The organism is Streptomyces sp. NPDC005962 (assembly GCF_040629205.1).
Taxonomy (GTDB): Bacteria; Actinomycetota; Actinomycetes; order Streptomycetales; family Streptomycetaceae; genus Streptomyces.
In genome coordinates this window covers 1-23539 of sequence record NZ_JBEXVE010000036.1, presented here as the reverse complement: position 1 = coordinate 23539, position 23539 = coordinate 1, and the positions used below count along the sequence as shown (strand labels likewise).

Genomic DNA, 23539 nt, shown 5'->3' with positions numbered 1-23539 from the left:
GACTACCGGAGCGGGACGACCGCCCTCTTGCGCGGCAGCAGCGGTCCCGTCACCACGGGCTCGCGGTCCGCGCCGCGCACCCACCGGACCGCGCACTGCTTCCGGCCGGTGTCCGCAGAGGTGCGCCGCTTCGGCGCATATTGATAGACGCACTGTCGTTGACACACCCTCAGGGCCGTTCAAAAATGAGCCCGCGAGTGACAACGTTGTCTTCGGGTGAGGGGAACCAAGTGCGGCCTATGTCCTTCCTTGTCGGCCGTCGGCGCCTTCTGCGACTCCTCGGCGCGAGCGGGGCCGCGGCAGCCCTCCCGTCGGCACTGGGCTTCCCCGCAGCCGCTGCCTCCGGCCGGACCGGGGACCGGGCCGACGAAGTCGCCGCGACGTACTACCAGGTACTCCTTCGGCACACCCGCTGGTCCGAGACGCAGTGGGACAGGGCGAAGGGTATTTACACAGACAAGGACTTCGGCTTCGCCGTCGTCCTCGGGCACGCCGTGCTGCTGACGCACGGGAGCTTCGACGAGAGCCAGGCCGGCATCGACCGGGAGACGCTCAGGAGCCGGACTCTCGCGACCTTGCGCCACTACGCCTCCTCGAACCGGCTCACCGGCGGCACCCAGTGGGGCCGCAAGCTGTTCTTCGACACCACGTTCCAGTCGTACTTCATCCTCGCCGCGCGCCTGCTGTGGGACGAGCTGGACGCCGGTACGCGCTCCGCGGTCGACACCATCACCCGCGAACAGGCGGCGTACACCCACGCCCTGGGTACAGGCGATGATCCGGATTCCGGGGACTGGACTCCTAACGGCCAAAACGGCGGATACGTCGGTGATACCAAGCTGGAGGAGATGGGCCTTTACGCGCAGACCCTCGCCCCCGCGCTGGCCTGGGCACCGGACGACCGGCGCCGCCCCGGCTGGGCCACCGCCTACGGGGCGTGGTCGCGCAACGAGGCCGGCCTGCCGTCCGCCGACCTGGCCAACCCCACGCGGGTGGACGGCGTGCCCATCTCGCGCAATACCGCGCATAACGCGTATGACACCTTCATCGTCGAGAATCACGGCTCGTTCGGGCCGCACTACCAAGCCGAGTTATGGCGTACCTCGGGCCGCAACGCGGCGCACTTCCTCGCGGCCGGCCAGCCGCTGCCCCAGGTCCTGTCCGAGCAGCCCAACGCGGGACCGTTGTGGCGCACGCTGTTGGGTGTCATGTCCGACGCGGGCGAACCGCTGATGCCCATGGTGAACGACCGCGAGCACTTGTACGGCAGGGACGTGATCCCGCTGGCCTTCCTCTCCCGGGTGGCCGGGGACCGGGCCGCGGTCCGCGCGGAGCTGGAGCTCGCCGCGCGTCTTGAGGCGTACCAGAAGTACCCGCCGGAGTACCGGCTCGCGAAGTTCTCGGGCGAGCCCAAGTACGAGCCGGAGGCGCGCGCGGAACTCGCCATCAGCTATCTGCTGCACGTGTGGCCGACCGCCGGCCGCCGCGTGCGGCCGATGTCGCGCGCGGAGCTGTTCTCGTACGCGGCGGGTGTCACCGATTTCGGGACCGGTCCCGGTCTGGTCTCCCACCAGTCCCCCGCGGCCTGGGCGGGCGTGGTGACGAAACCCGGCTTCGTCAAGTTCGCCTGGCAGCCCGGGCACGACGACTGGCTGTTCCGGGTCAGCGGCAGCACTCCGATGTTCCTGCCCTCGACCGCTGCCAAGATCACCGGCCGGACGGTGCGCGTGCACACGGCCGTGCGGGACGGATTCGACGGCAGTGCGACGTTGCTGCGTCTGGGGGACGGCTTCGCCGGTTACACGACGCTCCCCTCGGGCGCGGTGGTCTACGCCTCCGACGGGCCGGGGGCGGGCGGCACGCGGCTCGAGGTGCACAACCTCACCATGCCGGGTATGGCGGGCTTGGACGGCAGCCGTACCTACCGCTTCGCGGAGGGCTCCGCCACGGTCCGCGCGCAGGACGCCGATTCCCAGAGCGCGGGGCGCGTCGACGAGCTGACCTTCGCGCGGGTGACGGTGCGACACATCCGGATGCTGGGCGTGCGGCCCGACCCGAGTTACGGCTACTCGCTGTACGCCGTCGAGGCCCGCGACGGGACCGGTGCTCCGGACCTGGCGCAAGGCCGTACCGCGACCGCTTCCTCCCACGCACCGGATATGACGCCGGGGCGGGCGGTGGACGGCGACGCCGGGACCCGCTGGGCCGTCTCCCGTGCCGACAGGCAGCGGGCGGACAGCTGGTGGGCGGTAGATCTCGGTGCCCCGCACGAGCTCGACCGGGTCACACTGCGCTGGGAGGCGGCCGCCGGGCGCGTCTACCGTGTGCAGGGGTCGTCCGACGGCGAGCAGTGGACCGACCTGGTGACCGGACCGGCACCGGCGGTGCGCACCCGCGGCGGCTGGCTCGACATCGACGGTCGCGCGGGGTTGGTCGTGCGCGACAGCGGGCGCCCCCTGGCCGTGTACGGCGACATGATCGTGCCGGCCGACGGGGCGCAGGCGCCGCTCGTGGTCGAGGGCCATTGCGGCGCGTCCCCCGCCATGCTGCGCGCACTGGCACGTCACCCCGTACCCGTCGCCGCGGACGACCGGGTCCGTGCGGCGCTCACGGACGGGTACCTGAGTCTGTTCAACCTGTCCGCACAGGCGGTCGGCACGCGTGTCGAGGTGCCGCAGCAGGGCAGGCGCCGGCACGTCTACGAGGGCGAGCAGACGGTGACCCGGGACGGCCTCGGCTACACGGCGGACCTCGACGCCGCTGCCGCGCTGCTGCTCCCTCCCCGGTTCACCCTCACCTCGCTGTCGGGCCGGACGCTGCCGCCGGGACTGCGGGTGCGGGTGACAGACGGAGCCACCCTGCACCTGTCCGGTCCCAGTTGCCGACTGCGGATCGAGTCCCAGGGCCGCGGCACCGTGACGACCGTACGAAACGGGCGCGGGACACGTGTCACGCTGCACGGCGCGCAGCCCTACCCGCACCAGGACCATGCCCTGGGCCGGAACACCTTCCCCACCGCTCCACTGCCGCCCGGGATGTCCCGGCCGGAGGCCGCCGTGGATGGCCACCCGGACACCGCGTGGCGCCCGGGGCTCGACGGCCGCATGGTAGTCGACCTCGGGGGGCTGCGGTCGGTGCGGTGGGTGGAGGTCGAGTGGACCACCGAGGCGGCCCCGGCCGCGCACGTGGAGTTCAGCGAGGACGGCGTGCGCTACCGGCGTGCGGGCGCCTTGGACGGCAACAAACGCGTACGCCGGCTCATACGCACAGGTTCCCCGCGCTATGTCGCGGTGACGGTGCACGGCACACCGCACGCGGACGACGGGGTGGTACGGATCTCCGTGTGCTGAGAGACGCCCCGATCCTTCGGAAGGATGTCCAGACATGCGGTACAACGATCCGCAGGCGCCCAAGCGCCGCGGAATACTCAAGGCCTCGGTGGCGGTCGGCACGGCGCTCGCGGGCTCTCTCGCCCCGGCCGCCGCCGCGGCCGCCCCGGGGTCCGTCGCCCCCGCCGGGGCAGGGCATTGGCGGCCACCCAGGGCCGCACGCTTCCCCATAGGGCCCTTCACCAAGAGCAAGGCGAACCCGATCCTGCGCCCCGACCTCGCGCACGAGTGGGAGTCGGCGTACCTCTACAACCCGTGCGCCCTCGTCGTGGGCAACCGGGTCGCGCTGCTCTACCGGGCGCAGGACGAGAAGAAGACCTCCAGCATCGGGCTCGCCTGGAGCGACGACGGCATCACCTTCCGGCGCAGGCCCGAGCCGGTGCTCACACCGACCGAGCCCTACGAGAAACCCGGCGGCTGCGAGGACCCGCGCGTGGTGCGGGTCGGCGACACCTACTACCTCACCTACACCGCATACGACCGCACGAGCGCGCTGCTCTGCCTGGCGACCTCGACGGATCTGGTGCACTGGAAGAAGCACGGGCCCCTCTTCCCCGAGCTGCACGACCCGATCCACGGCGACAAGCCCTGGAACAAGGCGGGCGCCATCCTCACCACGCCCATCGACGGCAAGTACTGGATGTACTTCGGGGAGTCGAATATCTTCTGGGCCACGTCCAAGGACCTCATCCACTGGACGACCGTCGGCAACGACGACCCGGTGGCGAAGCCGCTGCTCCCCTGGGAAGGGTCCCTGATCGAACCGGGCCCGCCGCCGCTGTTCACCGACGACGGGCTCATCCTGCTGGTGTACAACGGCCGCTCGGATGGCAAGGGCGGCTACCCCAAGGGCCAGTACTCGGGCGGGCAGCTCCTCATCGACCCGGCCGACCCGACGAAGGCGGTCGCCCGGCTGGAGCGGCCGTTCCTCGTCCCGACCTCGGACGACGAGCAGGGCGGCCAGGTCAACCGCGTCGTCTTCAGCGAGGGGCTGGTGCATTTCCGCGGCGCCTGGTTCCTCTACTACGGCATGGCGGACTCGGTCCTCGGGGCCGCCGTGTGGCGCCCCGGCGACACGGCCTGATCCTGCCGACGCCCGCTCCTCCCGGTATAGGGCTCTGTCGCCCTGTGACTTGCTGTCATTGACGTCCCTTGCTCGCGCGGCTTTTCAGGGGGAGGGCGACCGGGCGCGACCACTGGTTGTACAGTTGCGCAATATGGCAAGTGTCGCGGTAGGCAAGGTCACCGGCTTAGCCGGATACACCTGCCGACACCACGTCAGGACGGCCGGGGCGCGCCCGCATCCGGCCGCATCACAAGGAGGGGAACCAGTGCACATGGGCGTCAGCCTCAGCAAGGGCCAGAACGTCGTTTTGAATCAGGACGGCGCCCCGCTCGCGGACGTCACCGTCGGGCTGGGCTGGGATGCCCTGCCGACGGCCGGCGCGGACGTCGACCTCGACGCCTCCGCGGTCATCTGTGGTCCCGGGCAGAAAGTCGTCTCCGACCAGCACTTCGTCTTCTACAACAACCTCACCAGCCCCGACGGAGCGGTGCGGCACACCGGAGACAACCTCACAGGCGACGGCGACGGCGACGACGAGCAGCTCCTGATCGACCTCGACCGCCTGGGCGACAAGGTCGGACAGGTCGTCTTCACGGTCTCCATCCACGACGCCGAGCGCCGCGGTCAGAATTTCGGCCAGGTCGACGACGCTTATATCCGCGTCATGGACAATCTCACCGGTCGCGAGATGTGCCGCTACGAACTGTCCTACGACGCCGTGGGGGAGACCGCGATGGTCTTCGGTGCCCTGTACCGGCGTGGTGGGGAGTGGAAGTTCCGTGCCGTCGGTCAGGGATACGCCTCCGGCCTGGCCGGTATCGCCGCCGATTACGGCGTGAACATCGGTTGATGCGTTCGTGGTGCGACGGGGATACGAGAAAGAACAGCGGCTGTCCGCGCTCCCTCCGGGAAGGGGGGCGCACATGACCGGGCATGACCAGTTGCGGGCGGAGGATGTGCCCGATTTTGAGCGCGTGGTGCGCAGGGCTCTCCGGTCCCCGGACGCCGCGCGGGCGATACAGAAGAGCACCGGAGACATCACCACCGAGCAACTACTCGCGCAGGCTCTCCGGGCGAGCGACGACATCACGGCTGCGGCGGCCGCCGAATACCGCGCCTACCTCCGCCTGCGGACCGACCGGCCCGGTTCACCCGCCGTCCGGGAGCCCGTCGAGGGTGCCGGTACCGGGCGCGGTCGGGGTGTGCTGGCGGCACTGGGAGTCCTGGTGCCGGGCCTGGCATCCATGGCGGCGGCCATCTTCCTGGCCCTGGGGTACGTCCTGCGGTTCATCCACTCCCTGCCACGCCTCGCGGACGAGTTGATCGTCGCGGGCTGGATCGCCGCAGTCGTCGCGGCCGTGTCTACGCTGGCGGGTCTGAGCTGGATGCTGGCCGCCGCGGCACGCAACCGCCCCACGACACGGCACGGCCACCCACCCGGGGACGCCGAGAAGGTGGCCCGGGCGCGCGACGCATGGCAGCGAGCGCTGCTGGAACGGGGCGTGTTGCCGTTCCTGGAAACGAGACTTCGGCAGCCTCAACCCGCGCACGGCCCGGGCCACGCTGCCCCGGAACTACGGCGGTGATTGCCGCGCTTCATCCGCGCTGGTCGTTCAGCCTGCCGGGAGGGAGACCACGAAGCGGGCTCCGGATGTGGTGGGCCCGAGGGTGAGGTCGCCGCCCGATGTCCGGGCCAGGCGGCGGGCCAGGGGCAGGCCCAGGCCCGCTCCGTGGTGGCCGTCCGTGGGGTGCGCCCGGTGTCCCGGGTCGAAGATGGCGTCCCGGTCGCGGTCCGGTACGCCGGGCCCGTCGTCCGCCACCACCACACGCACGCCCTCGGGCCGCGCCGCGCACTCCAGGGTGATGGCGTCGACGGCATAGCGACGGGCGTTGTCCAGCAAGGGGGCGAGAATCCGCTCGGCGACCGCCGGGGAGACCCCCGCCACCAGGGCGGACTCCTCGTCGTCCAGGCGGACATCGATCGGCGGCGCCGCAGGATGGTCGTGTGCGCTGCGGGTGGCCACGTCCCGTACGAGCGCGCCGAGCGCGCATCTGCCGGGGGCCTCGGAACCGCGGGCGCGGGCCTCCGTCAGCAGCGTTTCGCAGATCGTCCACATCCGGTCAGCTCCCTGGGCGATCGCTTCGAGGGCCGCGGTCCGCTCCTCCGGCCCGCGTGGCCGGGCCAGCGCCCAGTCCAGCTCGGCGATGATCCGGGCCAGCGGGGTCCGCAGCTCGTGGGAGAGCTCCGCGCTCAGCTGCTGTTCGTGGCGGAGTACGGCGGCGAGCCGGTCGAGCAGCTCGTCGAGGTTGGCGGCGAGCCCCTCCAACTCCGCCGGCCGCTGCGCCGTGCCGAAGCGGCGGCCGATGTCGTGGCCACTCCATCGCGCCGCCTGTCGGCTCATGGCGGTGACGGGCCGCAGCGCGCGGCCGATCACGGTCCGGGCCACCAGGTAGACGCCGCCGAGCAGCAGCAGTGCCAGGCCGACCGAGCCCGTCAGGGCCGATTCGGCCGTGCGCCGGTACGGGTCGAGCGCCACCGCGGTCACCACGGTGCCCACCTGGCGGCCGCCGTGGCGGATCGGCAGGGCGTACAGGCGCGTGGCGGCGTTCCCGCCGGTCTCGTCGAAGACCTCGGCCCGTCCGGCCAGCCGGTCGGCCAGGTGCTGCGCGGGCCCGGGCGCGGTGGGCCGCTCCAGGGCGTGCCGCCCCTGATAGATCCAGATGCCGGTGTCCAGAGCGCGGTCGTCCGCCGGTTCGCGGATGGTGAGCGCCCGGTCCGGGCGTACCTGCACGGTGGCCGCGACCGCCGTCGCCCGGGTGCGCAGCAGGTCGTCGGCCTCGGCGTGCAGCCGTCCGGCGAGCGCCACGTTGAAGACGACGGTGAGAAGGACGACCCAGACCGCGGTGGTGAACAGGGCGAGCAGCGCCAGACGGCCGCGCAGGGTGCCGGGGCGTATCCGGTGCCAACTCTGGCGCCGGATCGCGTGCCACCCCCTGAGCAGGGTCTTCACTGGAATCGGTAACCCACTCCGCGGACGGTGCCGATGACGCGGTCGCCTTCCACGTCGCGCAGCTTGCGGCGCAGCCGCATCAGGTACTGGTCCAGCGTGTTGTCCGTCACCAGCGCGCCCTCCGGCCACGCCGCCCGCACCAGTGCCTGCCGCCGTACGACGGCTCCCGGCTCGGCCATGAGGCAGGCGAGCAGCCGGAATTCGGTCGGGGTGAGCGACGCGGTGCGCCCCGCGCACTCCAGCAGGTGGCGGGTCGGGTCCAGTTGGACCCCGCCGACTTCGGCCACCGCCCGGCGTCCCGTCCGGCGCAGTGCCGCTCGCAGCCGGGCGGCCAGTTCCACCAGGTGGAACGGCTTGGGCAGATAGTCGTCCCCGCCGGAGGAGAAGCCCGACAGCCGGTCGACGAGGCCATCGTGCGCCGTGAGGAACAGCACCGGGGCGTCCAGCCCTCGGGCGCGCATCGCCTGGCACACGTCACGGCCGTCGGAGTCCGGCAGGCCCACGTCCAGTACGACGGCGTCCACCCGCCGCGGGTCGCTGACCGCACGGAGGGCGGCCGCGCCGTCGGCTGCGGTCAGCACATCGAAGCTCTCCTCCCGCAGGCCACGGGCGAGCACGGAGCGCAGTCCGTGATCGTCCTCGACGACCAGTATGCGGTGTGTGGCGATCGTGTTCAGGTGGTCTCGTCCTTCCTGCTAACGGTCAGGTAGGCGACCAGGCCCAGGATCGTGACCAGGAAGAGTGCGCTGGTCCCGACCGTGCCGAGCGCCAGCCCTCCGTGGGCGCGGGGCTGCGACAGGTAGTCGCCGAGCGAGGCGCCGAGCGGCCGGGTGAGAACGTAGGCGATCCAGAACGCCAGGACGGCGTTCAGCTTGAGCGCGACGTGCGCGAAGGCCACGGCCGCGATCAGCACGGCGAACATGAGCGCCGACACCCAGTAGCCCAGCGCCAGCCGCTCTGCCGTGAGGTCGCCCGCCGCGGTGCCCAGGGCGAAGGTGAACAGGATGGCCGCCCAGTAGAAGGCCTCCCGCCGGACGGTGTGGATGGTGTGAATCGAGAGAGTCTTCTCGCTCAAGTACCAGACGGCGAAGGTCGCTGCCAGCACGACCGTGAAGACGGTGGTGGTGGTCTCCAGGGCGACGCCGAGGTTGTCCGTCAGGTTGTCCGTGACGAGCGTGCCGACGACGCTGATGAGGACGACCGAGAGCCAGTAGACCCCCGGTACGTACTTCTTGACCGCGAACTGGAAGCACAGCGTGGCGATCAGCAGCGCGCCCATGACGTAGGTCGTGTTGGTCAGGCCCCAGCCCAGCTTGTCGATCAGGTAGTCCGCCGCGGTCTCGCCCACGGTGGTGCAGAGGATCTTGATGATCCAGAAGTAGACCGTGACTTCCGGAACCTTGTTCAGCATCTGGCGGTGCTGTGACACGGCACCGGAACGCTGCGTTGTTGTCGTCATGGCGCGAGGCTGGCACGGCTCGCCTTTACGCCACCTGAGCGCCCGGACGGGGGACGGCGCCCGGCGAGCACGTCGTGTGGGCAGCGCGCGCCCGCCCACACCCTGGATGCCGCCATGGTCGGGAGCCCTTTCATCAGAGAACGGGGTACGGGAAACACCCCCCATTCGACTACAATCACGTAGACGGTCTACCGCACTGTAGACGATCGCGGCGTGAGGAGAGTTCCGTGGCCGAGCCGAATGCCGAGCGCCGACCGGCCGGAGAGCTGGAAGCGAGCGTCCTGGCGGCGCTCTGGGCGGCCGGAACTCCACAGACCGCCGGTCAGGTGCAGCAGAGCCTGTCCGCGCCGCTGGCCCGGACCACGGTGACGACGATCCTCTCCCGTCTGCACGAGAAGGGCACCGTCAGCCGGGAACGGTCGGGCCGCGGATACGCCTACTCCGCCACCCAGGACGCGCACGGGCTGACCGCCCTGCGCATGCACCACGAACTGGACAGGGACAGCGACCGCGAAACGGTCCTGGCCCGCTTCGTATCCCAGCTCAGCGCCGAGGACGAGCAGGTGCTGCGGCAGGTACTGGAGGCCGGTGGCCAATGATCACGATGCTCCTCGTCCCGCTGCTCGTGCCGTTCGCCGTGCCGCTGCTCGCGCACCGCACGGTGGAGCGGCGCAACCCCGTCGTCGCCCTGTGGGCACTGACGGCGGCAGCCGTCGCGCTCGCGCTCGGCTCCCTGGCGTCGCTGAGCGCGCTGCTGCTGGCCGGGGCCTTGAGGCTGCCCGTCCTGGCCAGACTGGGGGAGCTGATCCACCCGTTGCACGTGGCTCCCGGCGCCCTCCTCTACCCGGCGGCGGCCCTCTCCGCGGTCGCACTCACCGTCTGCGCCTGGACACTGTCGCGTACCGGCCTGCGACGGCTCCGGCAGCTCCGCTCGGCGCGCCTGCGGGCGGACGCCCGTCCTGTCGCGGGCGACCTCAGCGTCATCGACGATCTTCAGGCCGATGCCTACGCCCTGCCGGGGAAACCGGGCAGGATCGTGGTCACCACCGGGATGCTGCGCGCCCTCGCCCCCGCGGAACGCGAAGTGCTCTTCGCACACGAGCGCGCCCATCTGGCCGGGCGCCATCACTACTTCCTCGCCGCCGCCGATCTCGCGGCCCACTGCCATCCGGCCCTGCGGCAGCTCCGCCCTGCGATCCAGCTGGCCGCCGAACGTGCCGCCGACGAGGCCGCGGCGGCGGCCAGCGGTGACCGGCGGCTGACGGCCCTGGCGATCGGCCGTGCCGCTCTCGCCTCCCAGGACACAGCCGCCGGACGGCCGTTCTTCGCGCCCGGCGCCACGACCGGCCCCGTCCCGCGACGCGTCGCGGCCCTCCTGCGCACGCCCCCGAGCCGCCACCGCGTCGCACCAGCCGTCGCCGTACTGCTGCTCCTGTGCACCACCACGTCCGCGCTGGGAGCGATGACCGGCGCGGTCGACCTCCACCGCGGCGTGGAGATCGCCCAGGGGGAGAGCGCGGGAGGCTAGCCGGATCGTCGGCCGACGGTTCTCATGATGAGACACATGAATCTGAGCGCGGCATCTCTCGTACCGGTCAACGCCACCCTGGGCGTCCTGCTCGCCGTCCTGCTGATATCGGCGGCGGGCGCTGTCGCGTGGTTCCACCTCGCACCGGACACCCGGACCAACAGGTGGCGGGAGGTCCTGACGGCCGGGGTGCGGGCCGCGGTCCAGCTCGTTCTGGTGTCGCTCGTGATCACCTGGGCGGTCACCTCCCCGCTGGGCCTTGTGGTGTTCCTGACCGTCATGTTCACGGTCGCCGTGAGAACCGCCGGACGGCGGATCACCAGCGATGAGTCCTGGTGGCTGGCCGCCGCGCCCATCGTCGCCGGTGTGGTTCCTGTCGTCGTGGCGCTCGAACTGACAGGGCTCGTCCCGCTCAAAGGCATCACCCTGATCCCGATCACGGGCATCCTCATCGGCGGCGCGCTCACCGCGACCGTACTCGCCGGACGCCGCTCCCTCGACGCGCTCTCGCTGCGCCACGGCGAGGTGGAAGCCGCGATGGCACTGGGGTTCCCGGACCGGGACGCACGCTTGGAAATCGTCCGGCCCGCCGCCTCCGACGCGCTGCTGCCCGGCCTCGACCAGACCCGTACCGTCGGCCTTGTCACGCTCCCCGGCGCGTTCGTCGGCATGCTCCTGGGCGGAGCCACCCCCGTCATGGCCGCGGCGGTACAGCTGTTCGTCCTGATCGCCCTCATGGCGGTCCAGTCCGTCGCGGTCGGGGTGACGGTCGAACTCGTCGCCCGCGGCCGTCTGCACCGTCCCCGCCAGGACGGAAGCAGGCCCTGACCGGGCCCTGTCACCCCAGCAGAGTCACCCCAGCAGAGTCACCCCAGCAGAGTCACCCCAGCAGGGGACCCGCGAGAAGGTGGAGGAGGTCGCCGGTGGCGTCGACGGCCCCGAGGGCCGGGATGGCACCGAGCCCGAGCACGGCGACGGCGATGGGCCACAGCCGCGGGGGAGGCAGGGTCTGGAGCGCGGCGATACGGCGGGCCACGGCGTGCTCGGAGAAATGCAGGGCGCACCGGGACCGGGTGCGTTGGGAGACGAGGGCGGCCCGGGCGAGAGCGTATGCGGTGACCCGGCGGTCGCCGACGACACCCGCCGCGTCCTCATCGGCCCAGCGCTCCAGGAGGAACGTCACGGTGGAACGCACCGGTACGAGAAGAGGGTTGGCCGCCGCGGCGAGGCCGACGGCGGTCGACAGCACGGAATGGCGGTGGGTGAGATGGGCCCGCTCGTGAGCGAGGAGGACACGGCGCTCCGCGGGCCCGAGGGCACTGAGCATGGACGCCGTGACCAGAATCCTCCCGGGGCTGCCGGGGCTGCCGGGAATGGCGAAGGCGCGGGGGATCGGGGAAGCCGCGACGATCAGCTCGCTGTCCGGCGGGTGTCCGTCACACAGACCGCGCAGCGCACGGCGGGAGGCCTGGTGGCTGCGGACGGCCCGGCAGACCCGGTAGACGATCACCCCCAGCAGCACGAGGGACGCGATGGCGATCGCGTCGGGGACGGGCTCGGGCAGGTGCCGCCCGCCCTCGCGGGCCTCGGAGGCCACCGAAGGGTCCTCGTCGATCAGGGTGGCGCCGAGCAGGACCAGCGCCCAGGTGGAGGCGGCCGAGGTGAGAACGGCGGCCGTGGTGAGGGCGCGGGCGGCCAGCGCCGGTGAGATCCTGCGGCCCACGTGCGGGGTGACGGCCGCGAGCAGCAGCGCCAGGACCAGGGGAAGGTAGACGTCGACTCTCATGGAGCGCCCCCTCCGAGGAAGTCACGCAGGGCCTGCTCCTCGTCGGGGCTGAGACCGGTGACGAACTGCTGGAGGGTGGCGATCGGGTCGGGCCCGCGGTCGAGCGCCTGGCGCATGGCTTCGGCGGTGAGCTCGGCGGCGTTCTTGACGGGCCCGTACGCGCCGCGCCGTCCGTCCACGTCGCGCAGGACCAGGCCCTTGTCGTACAGGCGCTTGAGGATGGTGTGCACGGTGTTGTAGGCGAGGCCGCCGCCGATCTCCCGCTGGATCTCCGCGGGCGTCAGTGCCTGGTCCGTGGCCCACAGCGTGGCCAGGACTTCGCTCTCCAGCTCACCGGCGCTGCGTCGTACCGTCCTGCGGGGGTCCTCTCCTGACATGCTCGCCACCTTACAGCGCGTAGGGGCGAGTGCGAGGGGCGGCGGGAGCCAGTCATTGTTTGGCGGCCGTCAGCTCGGCGAACAGGGCTTCCCAGCGGGTACGGATGCGATCCGGTGCGTACCGCGAGGACGAGGTCAGGGCATGCTCGCCCATCGCTCTGCGTACGTCGGGCCGTTCGATCAGCAAGGTGAGGCCCTTGGTCAGGGCGGCCGTGTCGCCAGGGGTGATGAGCAGGCCGTCGTCGCCGGTGATGATCTCGCGGGGCCCGTGCGGGCAGTCGAAGCTGACCGGGGGGACGCCGTGGCTCATCGCCTCGGACAACACCATGCCGAACCCTTCGTGGCGGGAGGCGAGCGCGAAGACGGACGCTTTGGCGAGTTCCTCCTCCAGGTGCGGCGTACTGCCCATGAGGTAGACGTGGTTGTACAGGTGTCGTTCGTGGATGAGGGCACGCAGCCCGTCGCGTTCGGGACCTGAGCCGTATATCCGCAGCCGCCAGTCGGGGTGATCCCGGACGATGGGCGCGAACGCTTCGATGAGGGTGTCGAAGCCCTTGGATTTCACGAGGCGTCCGGCGCCGAGCACCAGCGGCCGGTCCAGCGTGGAGCGATCGGCGGTGGCGGCCGGCAGCGGGTTGGGGATGTGCTCGACGCGGACGGTGCTGAGGCCCAGGCGCGAGGCGTACGTCCGCCGGTCGGCCTCGGTCAGCGTCGTGACGGCGTCCAGTCGCTGGTACCAGTGGTCTATCTGCGCGGCCAGGGCGGCCTTGTGGTGGGTGTAATGCAGGTGTTCCTGGCCGATCGTGACGACGTTCGCGGGGGTGAAGCGGGCCGAGAGCAGATTGAGGGCGGGCCGGGTGGTGACGAGGATGCCGCCGTCGAGGGAGCGCAGGTACCGGACGATGCGGCGGTCGGTGAGCCGGTTGAAGCGGTCGTATCTCACCTCTGTGGGCTCCACGAGTGCGCTGGGCCGCGCCGCCTGCCACGCCTCGACGTGGCGCAGCCCCCAGGGCGCGGTGGACGTGGCGTCCACGAGGGCCCGCAGGTGGACGTCCGGGTGGAGCTGGAAGACCGGGGTGGCGCGGTGCCGGTGGACGCTGATGATCTCCACCCGGTGGCCGGCGCCGGCGAGCGCGTTGGCCTGATTGACGACGGTGCGGACGGTGCCGCCGACGGCGTAGGCGTTGAGGAGCAGGAAGCGGATGTTCACTGGCCCTCCTCCCGGCGGCAGCGGATGGAGAGGTTGTCCTTGATCGTGTAATACGGCGCCGCCCGGAAGCCGGCCGTGTGCTGGGCCGGATAGACGAAGATCTTCTTCTTGCCGGTGATGTCGTCCAGATGTGTGCCCAGACGCAAGGGCTCGCCTCCGGCGCCGACGTCGAGGTAGAGATCCCAGTACCACTCGTCGGCGGTTCGGCGGGCGGCCAGGAGGCGCAGCGGGATGCGGACTTCGTACCCCTGGCCCGTACTGTCGGCCGGCAGACGCAGTTCGCCGCCGTCCTCGCCCCGGACCCTCAGGACGACGGTGGCCTGCCGAGCCTCGGCCCCGACCAGCGCAAAGCGCAGGGTTACGTGCCCGTCGCGCGGCCAGACCTGCTCGACCTCCGCACTGCATTCCCGGGCAAAAGAGAATGTTTTATCCACCTTTATCCCACGCTTCCTCCGCTAACCCTACGCTCTGTAGGACAAGGGAGACCCTACATCCCGTAGGGCTAAGGAGTGGATAATGACCCCGAGCCCGCACACCACACCGCCCAGCGCCACGCGGCACACGCCGCCACCGGGCACTCGCGCGGCGTGGGGCGCACGGGGCAGGAACGTTCTCGCGGTGGTGGCAGGCGGGTTCGTGCTGGCCCAACTGGCGCTCGTACAACCCGGGATGGGGCTGGGCTGGGACGAGACGGTGTACGTCAGCCAGGTCAGCTCCCACGCTCCGGCGGCGTTCTTCAGCGCGCCCCGCGCCCGCGGCATCTCGCTGCTGGTGGCACCGGTCGCCTCGTGGTCGTCGTCCACGCCGCTGCTGCGGATCTATCTGGCGGTGCTGGCCGGACTAGCCCTGTTCCTGGCGCTGCGCAGCTGGCGGGGGCTGTTCCCGGCACATGTGCTGGGGCTGGCCGGCGCGCTGTTCGCGACGCTGTGGGTGACCGTGTTCTACGGGCCGCAGGCGATGCCCAACTTCTGGGTCGCGATCGGCGCTCTCGCGGCCGTGGGAAACTTCCTGCGCGCCCAGGCGGATCGCCTCGACCGGGCGGCGGTGTGGGGGCTGGCGGCGAGTGCGGCCCTGATGGCGTTGATGCGGCCCACCGACGCGGTCTGGGTGACACTGCCTCTGTTCGCCGCCCTGGTGTGCGTACGCCGATGGCGGCGGCCCGTGCTGTGGGGCGCGCTCGGCGTCGGGCTGGCGGCCGGGGCGGCGGAATGGATCGTCGAGGCGTACGTCGGCTACGGCGGCCTGGGCGCACGGCTCGCCGACGCTTCCCGGGTCCAGGGCGGACTGGGCTGGCACATCGCCGTCGGTGACCAGCTGCGGAGCCTGGGCGGGCGCGTCCTGTGCCGCCCCTGCACCACACCGATGCCGTCCCCGGTGATCACCGCATGGTGGTTCGCCCTCCCTCTGCTGGCGGCCCTCGGTCTGGTGATCGCGGCCAGGGCCCGGCGCGTGGCCGACACGCTCCTGACCGTGGCCTGTGCCACGACAGCGGCGCTCCCGTACCTGTTCCTGATCGGGTACGCCGCGCCACGCTTCCTGCTGCCCGCCTACGGGCTGCTGGCGATTCCGATCGCCTGCGCACTCACTCACCTGGTCACCGCGTCGAGAGGATGGTGGCGACCAGCGGCCGTGGCACTGGTCTCGGCGGGTCTCGCCGGGCATCTGGCGGTGCAGTACGCGGTGCTGGAGCACACCGTGGACCGCACCACCACCGCCCATCGGGACTGGGCTCGCGCCGCTGCCGACCTGCACCGCCTGGGCGTACGGCCGCCCTGTCTGCTCACCGGGCATCAGGCCATCCCGATCGCCTTCTACGCCGGGTGCGCCTCCGTCCAGACCCACGGACACAACGCCAACACCACCGGCGCGGCACTCGCACAGGCCGCACGGCGGATGCCGGTCGCCGCCCTCGACGCACCCGGAGCCCAGCCGCCGTCCTACGCCCGCCCCTGGCCGTCGTACCCAGTGGAAGGCGAGTACGCCTCTGTCGCCCCCGCCGCGGCGAGTAGTGCTCAACGGGCGCGGACCGCCAGCGGGAGCCTGGCCCGGAACGTCGTGGTGCCCGGCCTGCTGGCCAGTGTGATCGTGCCGCCATGGGCAGCGACCACGGCGCGGACGATCGCCAGACCCAGCCCCGTGCCACCGGCCGTCCGCGACCGTCCGGGGTCGGCGCGTGCGAACCGCTCGAACACCTCGCCCTGGATCTCCCCGGGAACACCGGGGCCGTCGTCCGACACCGTCAGTTCCGCCCAGTCCTCGCCGTCCGCCGCGAGCCGTACGGTGACGTGCGTGCCGGCGGGCGTGTGGGTACGGGCGTTGGCCAGCAGATTGCCGATCACCTGCTGCAGCCGGTACTCGTCGCCGGTGACCGTGATCGGCTCCTCGGCCAGGTCCAGCGTCCAGCGGTGGCCGGGCGCCGCGGCCCGCGCGTCGCCCGTCGCGTCCAGAACCAGCCGGGTCAGGTCCACCGGCCGGCGCGCCAGGGGACGGCCCGCGTCGAGCCGGGCGAGCAGCAGCAGATCGTCGACAAGCGTGGACATGCGTTCCGACTCGGCCTGGATGCGCTCCAGCGCGTGCCGCACCTCCTCCGGCACCGGACCCGGGTGGCGCAGCGCCAGTTCGGCGTGGCCGCGTACGGAGGCCACCGGGGTGCGCAGCTCGTGGCTGGCGTCCGCGGCGAAGTGCCGCAGCCGTTCCTCGCTCGCCTGACGCCGGGCCAGCGCGTCCCCGACGTGGCCGAGCATCCGGTTGAGCGCGTTGCCCATCTGCCCCACCTCGGTGCGTGGATCGGTATCCGGCACAGGCGGGGGCATGGCCACCTCTCCGCTGGCGAGCGGTAGCTCGGCCACTCCGGCGGCGGTCGTGGTCACCCGCCGCAGCGGCCGCAGCGACAGCCGCACCCACAGCGCCCCGGCCACCCCGGTGACCAGCAGCGCGCTCCCGAAGACCACCGCCTCCACGAGCTCCAGCCGGTGCACGGTCTCCTCCACCGGACGCAGCGGCAGCCCGGTGACCAGGACGTCGCCGTCGTCCCCCGGGACCGCGACCACCCGGTAGCCGCCGAGCGTGGACAGGTGCAGGCTGTGGCCGTCGCCATCCACCGGCACCCCCGCCAGGACCCGCCGGTCGGCGCCGGTCAGCGGTACGGCTGCGTCGGTCTGGTCGCGCACCACGGCCGCGTCGGTGGTGGTGCCGTGCAGTAGCCGGGCTCCGAAGGTGCGGTCCGACTGGCCGCGGGTGTCGGGCCGGTTGTCGGCGTCCGGGTGCCGCTCCCCGTGCTCCAGACTGGCCGGGAACCGGCCGCCGGTCGCCGTGAGCTGCTGGTCCAGACGGCTCACCAAAAACCCCTCCAGCGCGAACACCGTGGTCAGCCCCACCGCCAGACTGGCCACCGCCAGCAGGACCACCAGCCCGGCGGTCAGCCGGGCGCGCAGCGTACGGGGAAGCCGCCGGGCCAGCCCTCCGAGGAGTGGGCGTCTCACGGAGCCTCCGCCTTGAGGACGTAGCCGACCCCGCGCACGGTGTGGATCAGCGGCGCCCGCCCCGCGTCGATCTTCTTGCGTAGATAGCTGATGTACAGCTCGACCACATGGGCCCGGCCGCCGAAGTCGTAGCTCCACACCCGGTCCAGGATCTGCGTCTTGGACAGCACCCGCCGGGGATTGCGCATCAGGAACCGCAGCAGTTCGAACTCGGTACGGGACAGCTCCACCGCCACGCCCCCGCGGGTCACCTCACGCGCCTGCTCGTCCATCACCAGGTCCCCGACCACCAGCCGGTCATCCCCGGGCTCCCGGGCCATCCCGGCCCGGCGCAGCAGCCCGCGCAGCCGGGCCAGTACCTCCTCCAGGCTGAACGGCTTGGTCACATAGTCGTCGCCACCCGCCGTGATCCCCGCGATCCGGTCCTCCACCGCGTCCCGCGCGGTCAGGAACAGCACGCACACATCCGGCAGCTCGGCCCGCAGCGCGCGCAGCACCGCGAGCCCGTCGGTGTCCGGCAGCATCCAGTCGAGCAGTACGGCGTCCGGGTGGAACGCCCGCGCCGTGGCCAGCGCGCCCGCGCCGTCGGCGGCGGTGCGGACCTCCCAGCCCTCGTAGCGCAGCGCCCCGGACAGCACCTCGGTCAGATCGGGCTCGTCGTCGACGACGAGGACGCGGACCCGAGCGCCGTCGGGCCGCAGCAGAAAACGGCCGGTGGTGTGCGTATCCATGATGAATCCAGCATCCCTCTCGGCGCGCCGTGCCGAGTCAGGCCTTTCCTCTGAGTTTCCTCTGAATCCGAAGGCGCCCGGCCCGGTTCATAGGGTCCTCAGAACTTCGCCGGTGACGCTGGCCGGGCCGCACACCGAGAGGACCAGACCCCCATGACCAGCACGATTCCGCAGGTCCCGGCCACGACCCGCCCCTCCCGGTCGGCACCGCGCCCGCCCAGCCCCGTCCCGGCCCTGGCACATCTGCTGATCTGGGGAGGGGCCGCCGCCGTCCTGGCACTGTGGTGGCGCGACACCGCCTCCGTGACCGGGGCCGCCGACTGGCTCACCGGCGCCGGACGGATCACCGGACTGCTGGCCGGATACGCCTGTGCGGTCCTCCTGCTGCTGATGGCGCGCGTACCCCTGCTGGACCACACCGTCGGCACCGACCGGCTGGCCCGCTGGCACGCCATGGGCGGCCGCTACACGATCTCGCTCGCGTCCGCCCACGTCCTGCTGATCATCTGGGGCTACTCGCTGGAATCACACACCGGCGTCGTGGACCAGACCACCACCCTGGTCCTCCACTACCCGGACCTGCTCAAGGGCACCATCGGCTACCTGCTGTTCCTCATGACCGCGGTCATCTCCGCACGTGCGGTGCGCCGCCGGGTGGCCTACGAGACCTGGCACTTCCTGCACTTCGCGACCTACCTGGCGGTCTTCCTGGCCTTCGGGCACCAGCTCTCCAACGGCGCCGACTTCACCGGAAACCGCCCCGCCCGGCTCGCCTGGTACACGCTCTACATCACGGTGGCGGCGCTGCTGGCCTGGTACCGGTTCGCCGTCCCGGCACGCCGGGCGCTGCGCCACCGGCTGTACGTCGCCGAGGTCCGCCCCGAGGCGCCGGGGGTGGTGTCGGTGTACCTGTCGGGCAGCGGGCTGGAGCAACTGCGCGCCGAGCCGGGCCAGTTCTTCCGCTGGCGCTTCCTGACCCGCGGCCTGTGGTGGGCCGCCAACCCTTACTCCCTGTCGGCGGCCCCGCACCCGGCGTACCTGCGCATCACCGTGAAGGCCTCCGGCGGCCACAGCTCGGAGCTCGCTCGGCTCAAGCCCGGCACTCGGGTGCTGGCCGAAGGCCCGTACGGCGCCCTCATCGCCCGCCGCCGGCGCACCCGCAAAACCCTGCTGCTCGGCGGCGGCGTCGGCATCACCCCGCTGCGCACGCTCTTCGAGACGCTGCCCGGAGAGGTGACCCTGATCTACCGGGCCCGGCGCCCCGAGGACCTGGCCCTGCGCGCCGAACTGGACGCGCTGGCCGCCACGCGCGGGGCACGCGTCCACTACGTCGTCGACGAGCCCGCCGCGTACTTCTCACCGCTGACCCCCGACGCCCTCCGCCACCTGGTGCCCGACCTCGCCGAACGTGACGTCTATCTGTGCGGGCCGCCCGGCATGACGGAAGCCGCGAAGGAGGCGCTGCGCGGAGCCGGGGTGCCGCGCCGGCACATCCACCACGAGTCGTTCTCGTTCTGACCCGCGCCCCCACGAACAGGAGCCAGGCCGTGCGCAAGACCGCCGTGACCACCGCCGCCACCGCGGCCGGAGTGATCCTTCTGCTCTCCCTCAAACCGCACCAGAACCCGGCCCCGGCCACGGCGGCGCCGTCACCGGCGGCCTCGTCCGGTACCGGAGCCGCGTCGTCCTCCCCGTCCGCCACCCACGCCCCGGGCGGCACCTCCGGCACCTTCACCGGCAGCGTGATCAACACCTCGTACGGGCCGGTCCAGGTGTCCGTCACGCTGTCGCACGGCAGGATCACCACGGTCAAGGCGCTCCGCACACCGTCCGACCGCCCCCGCTCCCAGCAGATCGCCGCCTCCGCCGTGCCGCAGCTCACCCGGGAGGTGCTGAGCGCCCAGAGCGCACACATCGACGCGGTCTCCGGAGCCACCTACACCAGCGAGGGGTACACCCGGTCCCTGCAGAGCGCACTGGACGAGGCCGGTGTCTGAGGCGTCCGCGCCCGCGCACGGACTGCGCCACGTCGAGCACGCCATGGGCACGGTGTTCTCCTTCGACCTCCGCGACCCGGTCACCCCGCCCGTCCACCGGGCCCTGAAGGAGGCCGTGGCCTGGCTGCACCATGTCGACGAGGTGTTCTCGACCTACCGTCCGGACAGCGCGGTCAGCCGCCTCGGCCGTGGCGAGCCGGTGCCGGAGCGGTACGGGCCGGAGGTGGCCGAGGTGTTCGCGCTGTGCGAGGAGGCGGCGGCCGCCACCGGTGGCTGGTTCAGCCACACCCCGAGCGGCCGGGTCGACCCGTCCGGAATGGTGAAGGGCTGGGCGATCGAACGGGCCTCGGACCTCCTCTACGCGGCAGGCGCCCACCACAGCTGTGTGAACGGTGGCGGCGACATCCAGCTGCGCGGCGAGGTCGCCCCCGGTACACCCTGGCGGATCGGCATCGCCCACCCCACCCGCCCCGGGGAACTGGTCGCCGTTGTCACTGGGCGCGACCTGGCCGTCGCCACCTCCGGCACGGCCGAACGCGGACCGCACATCCTGGACCCGAACACCGGCGAGGCCGTCACCGCCCTGGCCTCCCTCACCCTGACCGGTCGCGGCCTCACCCGGACCGACGCCTACGCCACGGCCGCGTTCGCCATGGGCACCGGGGCCCGCGCCTGGGCCGAGGCGCTGAACGGCTACGAGGCGCTGGGCGTCACCACGACGGGCGAGGTCTGGCGCACCCCCGGTTTCCCCGGCGCCGAGGTGTGACGGGCAGCGCCCGCCCAGGAGAAGGGGGCGCGGTGGGTGTCCCGCCCCGGCCCTGGTGGGTCAGCCATCGCTCACGCGGGGCGCGGTGGCGGCCCATGGATCGAGGACGGACTCGGCGACGGTGGCGGCCTGTGCGCGGATCTCCGGGATGGCGGTCGTCTCCCACAACTCGCCGCGGCGGGGAGCGCCGAGAGTCCACAGCGCGCGCGTGGTGCGGCCGTCGGCACCGCGCAGCCGTCCGTCGTCGGTGGAGACCCCCATGCTCAGCGGGCCGTGCACCGCGGCGCCTTGGTCGAGCAGGCTTCGCCACAGCGGGTCGGCCGTGTCGGACAGCCGCAGGCCAGGACCCGTACAGTCCACCACCCAGCCCACGGACAGTGTTCGCGGGCCGTCGCCGGTGGTGAGGGAGACCGTCAAGGACCCGTCGGGCCGCGTCGAGGCGGAGGCGAGCCGCCCCTGGTACGTCCGCATCCGCCGGGTGCGGCGCAGTCGCCCCACCGCCTCCGCGGTGGCCGGGGGCATGCGGTGGCGGTGGGCGTTCCACAAGGAGCCGTCCCGCTCCACGAACTCGGTGCGCTCCATGGCGGACATCGATGCCCAGATCTCCGCCGTGACCGGACGCAGCCCGTCCACCGCGGGCCGCCAGTCGCCGTGGGTACGCATGACCCGGCCGATGTGCCGGCGTACCGCGGCTCGCAGCCCGGCCAGCGACAAGCCGCGGAGCGGCGTCGCGCACGCGGCGGCGGGCAGCGGGTCCACCGCGTGCGCCTGCGGCAGCCTTCCGCCACGGGACACGGCGTGCACCGTGCGGCCGGGACGGTCGAGCAGCAGGGCGATGTCCACCGAGGTCAGCCCCGTGCCGACAAGGAGCACGTCCTCCTTGCTCCCCGGGCGGAGCGTGGCGTCCAGGGCGCCCGGTGTCCAAGGGTCGGCGATGAAGCGGTCGTTGCCGCGCAGGGCGGCCGACGCCCACGGGGAGCTCGCGGGGAACGGCCCGGTCGCCAGCACCACGCGGTGGGCGTAGGCGGTGCGGCCGTCGGCGAGTTCCAGCCGGGCCGACGTGTCCCCGCCGGGCAGGGTGGTCCAGCGGCAGCCGGTGGCCCGGGTGCGCAGTCGCCGCACGGTGACGACGCCCTGCGCCGCCACGATCGCCCGTCCGAGGGTGTCGGCGAGGTAGGCGCCGTAGCGGTGGCGCTGCGCGAAGTCGGTGCTCCGCACGCCCGGTTCACCATGGCGGCACAGCCACCGCACGAAGTGTGCCGGATCGTCGGGGTAACAGCTCATGTTCCCCGCCGGGACATTGAGGCGGTGGCGCGGGTCATGGGTGGAATAGGCGGTGCCACGGCCCGCCTCCGGTGCCGGGTCGATCAGCAGGAGGTCGAACGGGACACGGCGGCGTGCCGCGGTCTCGCAGAGCTGGATCGCCACCAGCGCACCGGCGGCACCCGCCCCCACGACGGCGACGGTCCTCTCACCCGACTCACCCGACGTACCTGACTTACCCGACCCTGACGGTGTACACGGCCCTGGCGATTCCATGCGATACCTCCTGGCTCCCCCGGAGCCGATGTGACGCCCATGCAGGCGGTACCGTACTCAGGGAAGTTCACCGATTCAATGAACAAACTGAACTGGTGGGAAAACAGCAGGGAGCGCTCGCCGACGCCGGGTCCCGCGCCCGAGTCGGTGGTATTGTGCCCCGGCTCATGACACGGACGTGCGTGATACGTTGCCCGGGTGCGGATCACAGCCAAGTCGGAATACGCCGTGCGGGCGATGGCCGAACTGGCGGCCGCGGAGGGCGCCCCCCTGACCGCCGAGCAGGTGGCGACCCGACAGGACATCCCGCTGCGTTTCCTCTTCGGCATCCTGCGAGAGCTGCGCCTGGCACACCTGGTGCGCAGTGTGCGGGGCCCGGAGGGGGGATACCTGCTGGCGCGTCCGGCGGAGGAGATCACCCTCGCCGACGCGATCCGCGCGATGGACGGCCCGCTGGCCAACGTACGGGACGTGAGCCTCAGCGGTCTGGAGTACCCGGGAGCGGCGGCCGTCCTCCCGGACGTGTGGCGCGCGGTGCGGGCGAGTCTGCGGCAGGTGCTGGAGAAGACCACCTTCGCCGATCTGGCCGCCGGTGAACTGCCCCCGCTGGTCCAGGCGCGGGCGCGCGAATACCTCGACGACGTCCGCCACTACGACACATGAGCCGGGGCTGGCTTCGAGCGAGCTGCGTGCTCGAATACCTGAGTGCGGCTGGCCTCGGAGCAAGGCACGATGAGCAGATGGAGCAACCACTCCATCTACGGGCAGGGTTTGACGCTCGCGACACTGCAGGCGTCCTGCCTGGCCGTGCATCTGCGCTCGGGCATCTCTCCTCGTGAACCGGCCTGGAGCTACTTCCGCCGCGCTCGATCGAGCCGTCGTCGACGCCGCCTGGCAGCTCTCCACTACAGCCGACCTCGCCCAGCCTCATGTAACCGGCCCCCGACCCCGCGGCTACACTCTCCTGCGATGGGCAGGGGACAGGATCACGGAGGCATCTCTCCGAGACCGGGATCTCAACCGCCTCTACATGGACATCGCCCACATGCGACGGCACCCTCGACGAGACCTCGCCCGCCCCCGCGTTCTGCTGCGCGCAGCCCGTGCTCTCCTGAACGGCTGATGCCGACCGAGGGCGAGCGACGAACACGAACCACCCAGCGAGGAGAAACGTGTCCCGATGGTCCGCCGCCTTGAC

20 protein-coding genes and 2 pseudogenes are annotated in these 23539 nt (G+C 72.0%); 12 read left to right on the top strand and 10 right to left on the bottom strand.

Annotated elements, in window-relative coordinates; genetic code table 11:
- The first annotated feature begins 239 nt into the window (after nucleotides 1-239).
- The 4 genes from ABZ370_RS37885 to ABZ370_RS37870 all read left to right on the top strand — a co-directional run bounded on the left by ABZ370_RS37885 (nucleotide 240) and on the right by ABZ370_RS37870 (nucleotide 6041).
- Complete coding sequence (locus ABZ370_RS37885) at nucleotides 240-3350, top strand: discoidin domain-containing protein (RefSeq protein WP_358630983.1); 3111 nt, start codon at nucleotides 240-242, stop codon at nucleotides 3348-3350.
- Between the two features lie 34 nt (nucleotides 3351-3384).
- The gene (locus ABZ370_RS37880) at nucleotides 3385-4473 is read left to right on the top strand and encodes a glycoside hydrolase family 130 protein (protein WP_358630980.1); all 1089 of its coding nucleotides are present in this window, start codon (nucleotides 3385-3387) and stop codon (nucleotides 4471-4473) included.
- 253 nt (nucleotides 4474-4726) lie between these two features.
- Nucleotides 4727-5305 carry a TerD family protein gene (locus ABZ370_RS37875; protein ID WP_358630977.1) on the top strand — a complete coding sequence of 193 codons (579 nt, stop codon included), beginning with the start codon at nucleotides 4727-4729 and terminating at the stop codon, nucleotides 5303-5305.
- Nucleotides 5306-5378: 73 nt separating this feature from the next.
- Nucleotides 5379-6041 carry a hypothetical protein gene (locus tag ABZ370_RS37870; RefSeq protein WP_358630975.1) on the top strand — a complete coding sequence of 221 codons (663 nt, stop codon included), beginning with the start codon at nucleotides 5379-5381 and terminating at the stop codon, nucleotides 6039-6041.
- A 27-nt stretch (nucleotides 6042-6068) separates the two neighbouring features.
- Here the strand turns inward: ABZ370_RS37870 and ABZ370_RS37865 are convergent, their stop codons facing one another.
- From ABZ370_RS37865 to ABZ370_RS37855, 3 genes are read right to left on the bottom strand one after another with little or no spacing between them, the layout of a single operon-like run.
- Nucleotides 6069-7466, bottom strand: coding sequence for a HAMP domain-containing sensor histidine kinase (locus tag ABZ370_RS37865; RefSeq protein ID WP_358630972.1), 1398 nt, complete (start codon nucleotides 7464-7466; stop codon nucleotides 6069-6071).
- Nucleotides 7463-8134, bottom strand: a complete 672-nt coding sequence (locus ABZ370_RS37860; RefSeq protein WP_358631169.1) for a response regulator transcription factor — start codon at nucleotides 8132-8134, stop codon at nucleotides 7463-7465. The genes ABZ370_RS37865 and ABZ370_RS37860 overlap by 4 nt, the downstream gene beginning before the upstream one ends.
- A 5-nt stretch (nucleotides 8135-8139) precedes the next feature.
- Nucleotides 8140-8925, bottom strand: coding sequence for a hypothetical protein (locus tag ABZ370_RS37855; RefSeq protein ID WP_358630970.1), 786 nt, complete (start codon nucleotides 8923-8925; stop codon nucleotides 8140-8142).
- A gap of 227 nt (nucleotides 8926-9152) precedes the next feature.
- Here ABZ370_RS37855 and ABZ370_RS37850 point away from each other — a divergent pair, with 227 nt between their 5' ends.
- The 3 genes from ABZ370_RS37850 to ABZ370_RS37840 are packed head-to-tail and all read left to right on the top strand — an operon-like array spanning nucleotide 9153 to nucleotide 11281.
- Nucleotides 9153-9524: a BlaI/MecI/CopY family transcriptional regulator gene (locus ABZ370_RS37850; RefSeq protein ID WP_358630967.1), complete on the top strand. Its 372-nt coding sequence runs from the start codon at nucleotides 9153-9155 to the stop codon at nucleotides 9522-9524.
- Nucleotides 9521-10453, top strand: a complete 933-nt coding sequence (locus tag ABZ370_RS37845; protein ID WP_358630964.1) for a M48 family metalloprotease — start codon at nucleotides 9521-9523, stop codon at nucleotides 10451-10453. Before ABZ370_RS37850 ends, ABZ370_RS37845 begins: the two co-directional genes overlap by 4 nt.
- 36 nt (nucleotides 10454-10489) lie before the next feature.
- A complete protein-coding gene (locus ABZ370_RS37840) occupies nucleotides 10490-11281 on the top strand; it encodes an ABC transporter permease (protein ID WP_358630961.1) in 792 nt (263 codons plus the stop codon).
- A 52-nt stretch (nucleotides 11282-11333) separates the two neighbouring features.
- Here ABZ370_RS37840 and ABZ370_RS37835 read toward each other — a convergent pair whose 3' ends face one another.
- From ABZ370_RS37835 to ABZ370_RS37820, 4 genes are read right to left on the bottom strand one after another with little or no spacing between them, the layout of a single operon-like run.
- The gene (locus ABZ370_RS37835) at nucleotides 11334-12239 is read right to left on the bottom strand and encodes a M56 family metallopeptidase (protein WP_358630958.1); all 906 of its coding nucleotides are present in this window, start codon (nucleotides 12237-12239) and stop codon (nucleotides 11334-11336) included.
- Nucleotides 12236-12616, bottom strand: a complete 381-nt coding sequence (locus ABZ370_RS37830; protein ID WP_358630955.1) for a BlaI/MecI/CopY family transcriptional regulator — start codon at nucleotides 12614-12616, stop codon at nucleotides 12236-12238. The genes ABZ370_RS37835 and ABZ370_RS37830 overlap by 4 nt, the downstream gene beginning before the upstream one ends.
- A gap of 52 nt (nucleotides 12617-12668) precedes the next feature.
- A complete protein-coding gene (locus tag ABZ370_RS37825) occupies nucleotides 12669-13826 on the bottom strand; it encodes a glycosyltransferase family 4 protein (protein WP_358630952.1) in 1158 nt (385 codons plus the stop codon).
- Nucleotides 13823-14260: a hypothetical protein gene (locus ABZ370_RS37820; protein WP_358630949.1), complete on the bottom strand. Its 438-nt coding sequence runs from the start codon at nucleotides 14258-14260 to the stop codon at nucleotides 13823-13825. The genes ABZ370_RS37825 and ABZ370_RS37820 overlap by 4 nt, the downstream gene beginning before the upstream one ends.
- Nucleotides 14261-14495: 235 nt before the next feature.
- On the opposite strand from ABZ370_RS37820, the pseudogene ABZ370_RS37815 reads away from it, so the two are divergent.
- Nucleotides 14496-15794, top strand: a pseudogene (locus tag ABZ370_RS37815) (hypothetical protein); the annotation flags it as partial.
- Nucleotides 15795-15838: 44 nt separating this feature from the next.
- On the opposite strand, the gene ABZ370_RS37810 reads toward ABZ370_RS37815, so the two are convergent.
- On the bottom strand, nucleotides 15839-17284 hold the full coding sequence (locus tag ABZ370_RS37810; RefSeq protein ID WP_358631166.1) for a HAMP domain-containing sensor histidine kinase: 1446 nt from the start codon (nucleotides 17282-17284) through the stop codon (nucleotides 15839-15841).
- Between the two features lie 20 nt (nucleotides 17285-17304).
- Nucleotides 17305-18039, bottom strand: coding sequence for a response regulator transcription factor (locus ABZ370_RS37805; RefSeq protein WP_358630946.1), 735 nt, complete (start codon nucleotides 18037-18039; stop codon nucleotides 17305-17307).
- 153 nt (nucleotides 18040-18192) lie between these two features.
- On the opposite strand from ABZ370_RS37805, the gene ABZ370_RS37800 reads away from it, so the two are divergent.
- From ABZ370_RS37800 to ABZ370_RS37790, 3 genes are read left to right on the top strand one after another with little or no spacing between them, the layout of a single operon-like run.
- Nucleotides 18193-19557 carry a ferric reductase-like transmembrane domain-containing protein gene (locus ABZ370_RS37800; protein WP_358630943.1) on the top strand — a complete coding sequence of 455 codons (1365 nt, stop codon included), beginning with the start codon at nucleotides 18193-18195 and terminating at the stop codon, nucleotides 19555-19557.
- A 29-nt stretch (nucleotides 19558-19586) separates the two neighbouring features.
- Entirely contained in the window at nucleotides 19587-20036 is a 450-nt protein-coding gene (locus tag ABZ370_RS37795; protein ID WP_358630940.1) for an FMN-binding protein, read from the top strand.
- A gap of 43 nt (nucleotides 20037-20079) precedes the next feature.
- Entirely contained in the window at nucleotides 20080-20802 is a 723-nt protein-coding gene (locus ABZ370_RS37790) for an FAD:protein FMN transferase (RefSeq protein WP_358631163.1), read from the top strand.
- A gap of 90 nt (nucleotides 20803-20892) precedes the next feature.
- Here ABZ370_RS37790 and ABZ370_RS37785 read toward each other — a convergent pair.
- Nucleotides 20893-22341: pseudogene (locus ABZ370_RS37785) on the bottom strand (FAD/NAD(P)-binding protein); the annotation flags it as partial.
- Nucleotides 22342-22539: 198 nt separating this feature from the next.
- On the opposite strand from ABZ370_RS37785, the gene ABZ370_RS37780 reads away from it, so the two are divergent.
- The gene (locus tag ABZ370_RS37780) at nucleotides 22540-23004 is read left to right on the top strand and encodes an Rrf2 family transcriptional regulator (protein WP_358630937.1); all 465 of its coding nucleotides are present in this window, start codon (nucleotides 22540-22542) and stop codon (nucleotides 23002-23004) included.
- Nucleotides 23005-23539: the final 535 nt, after the last annotated feature.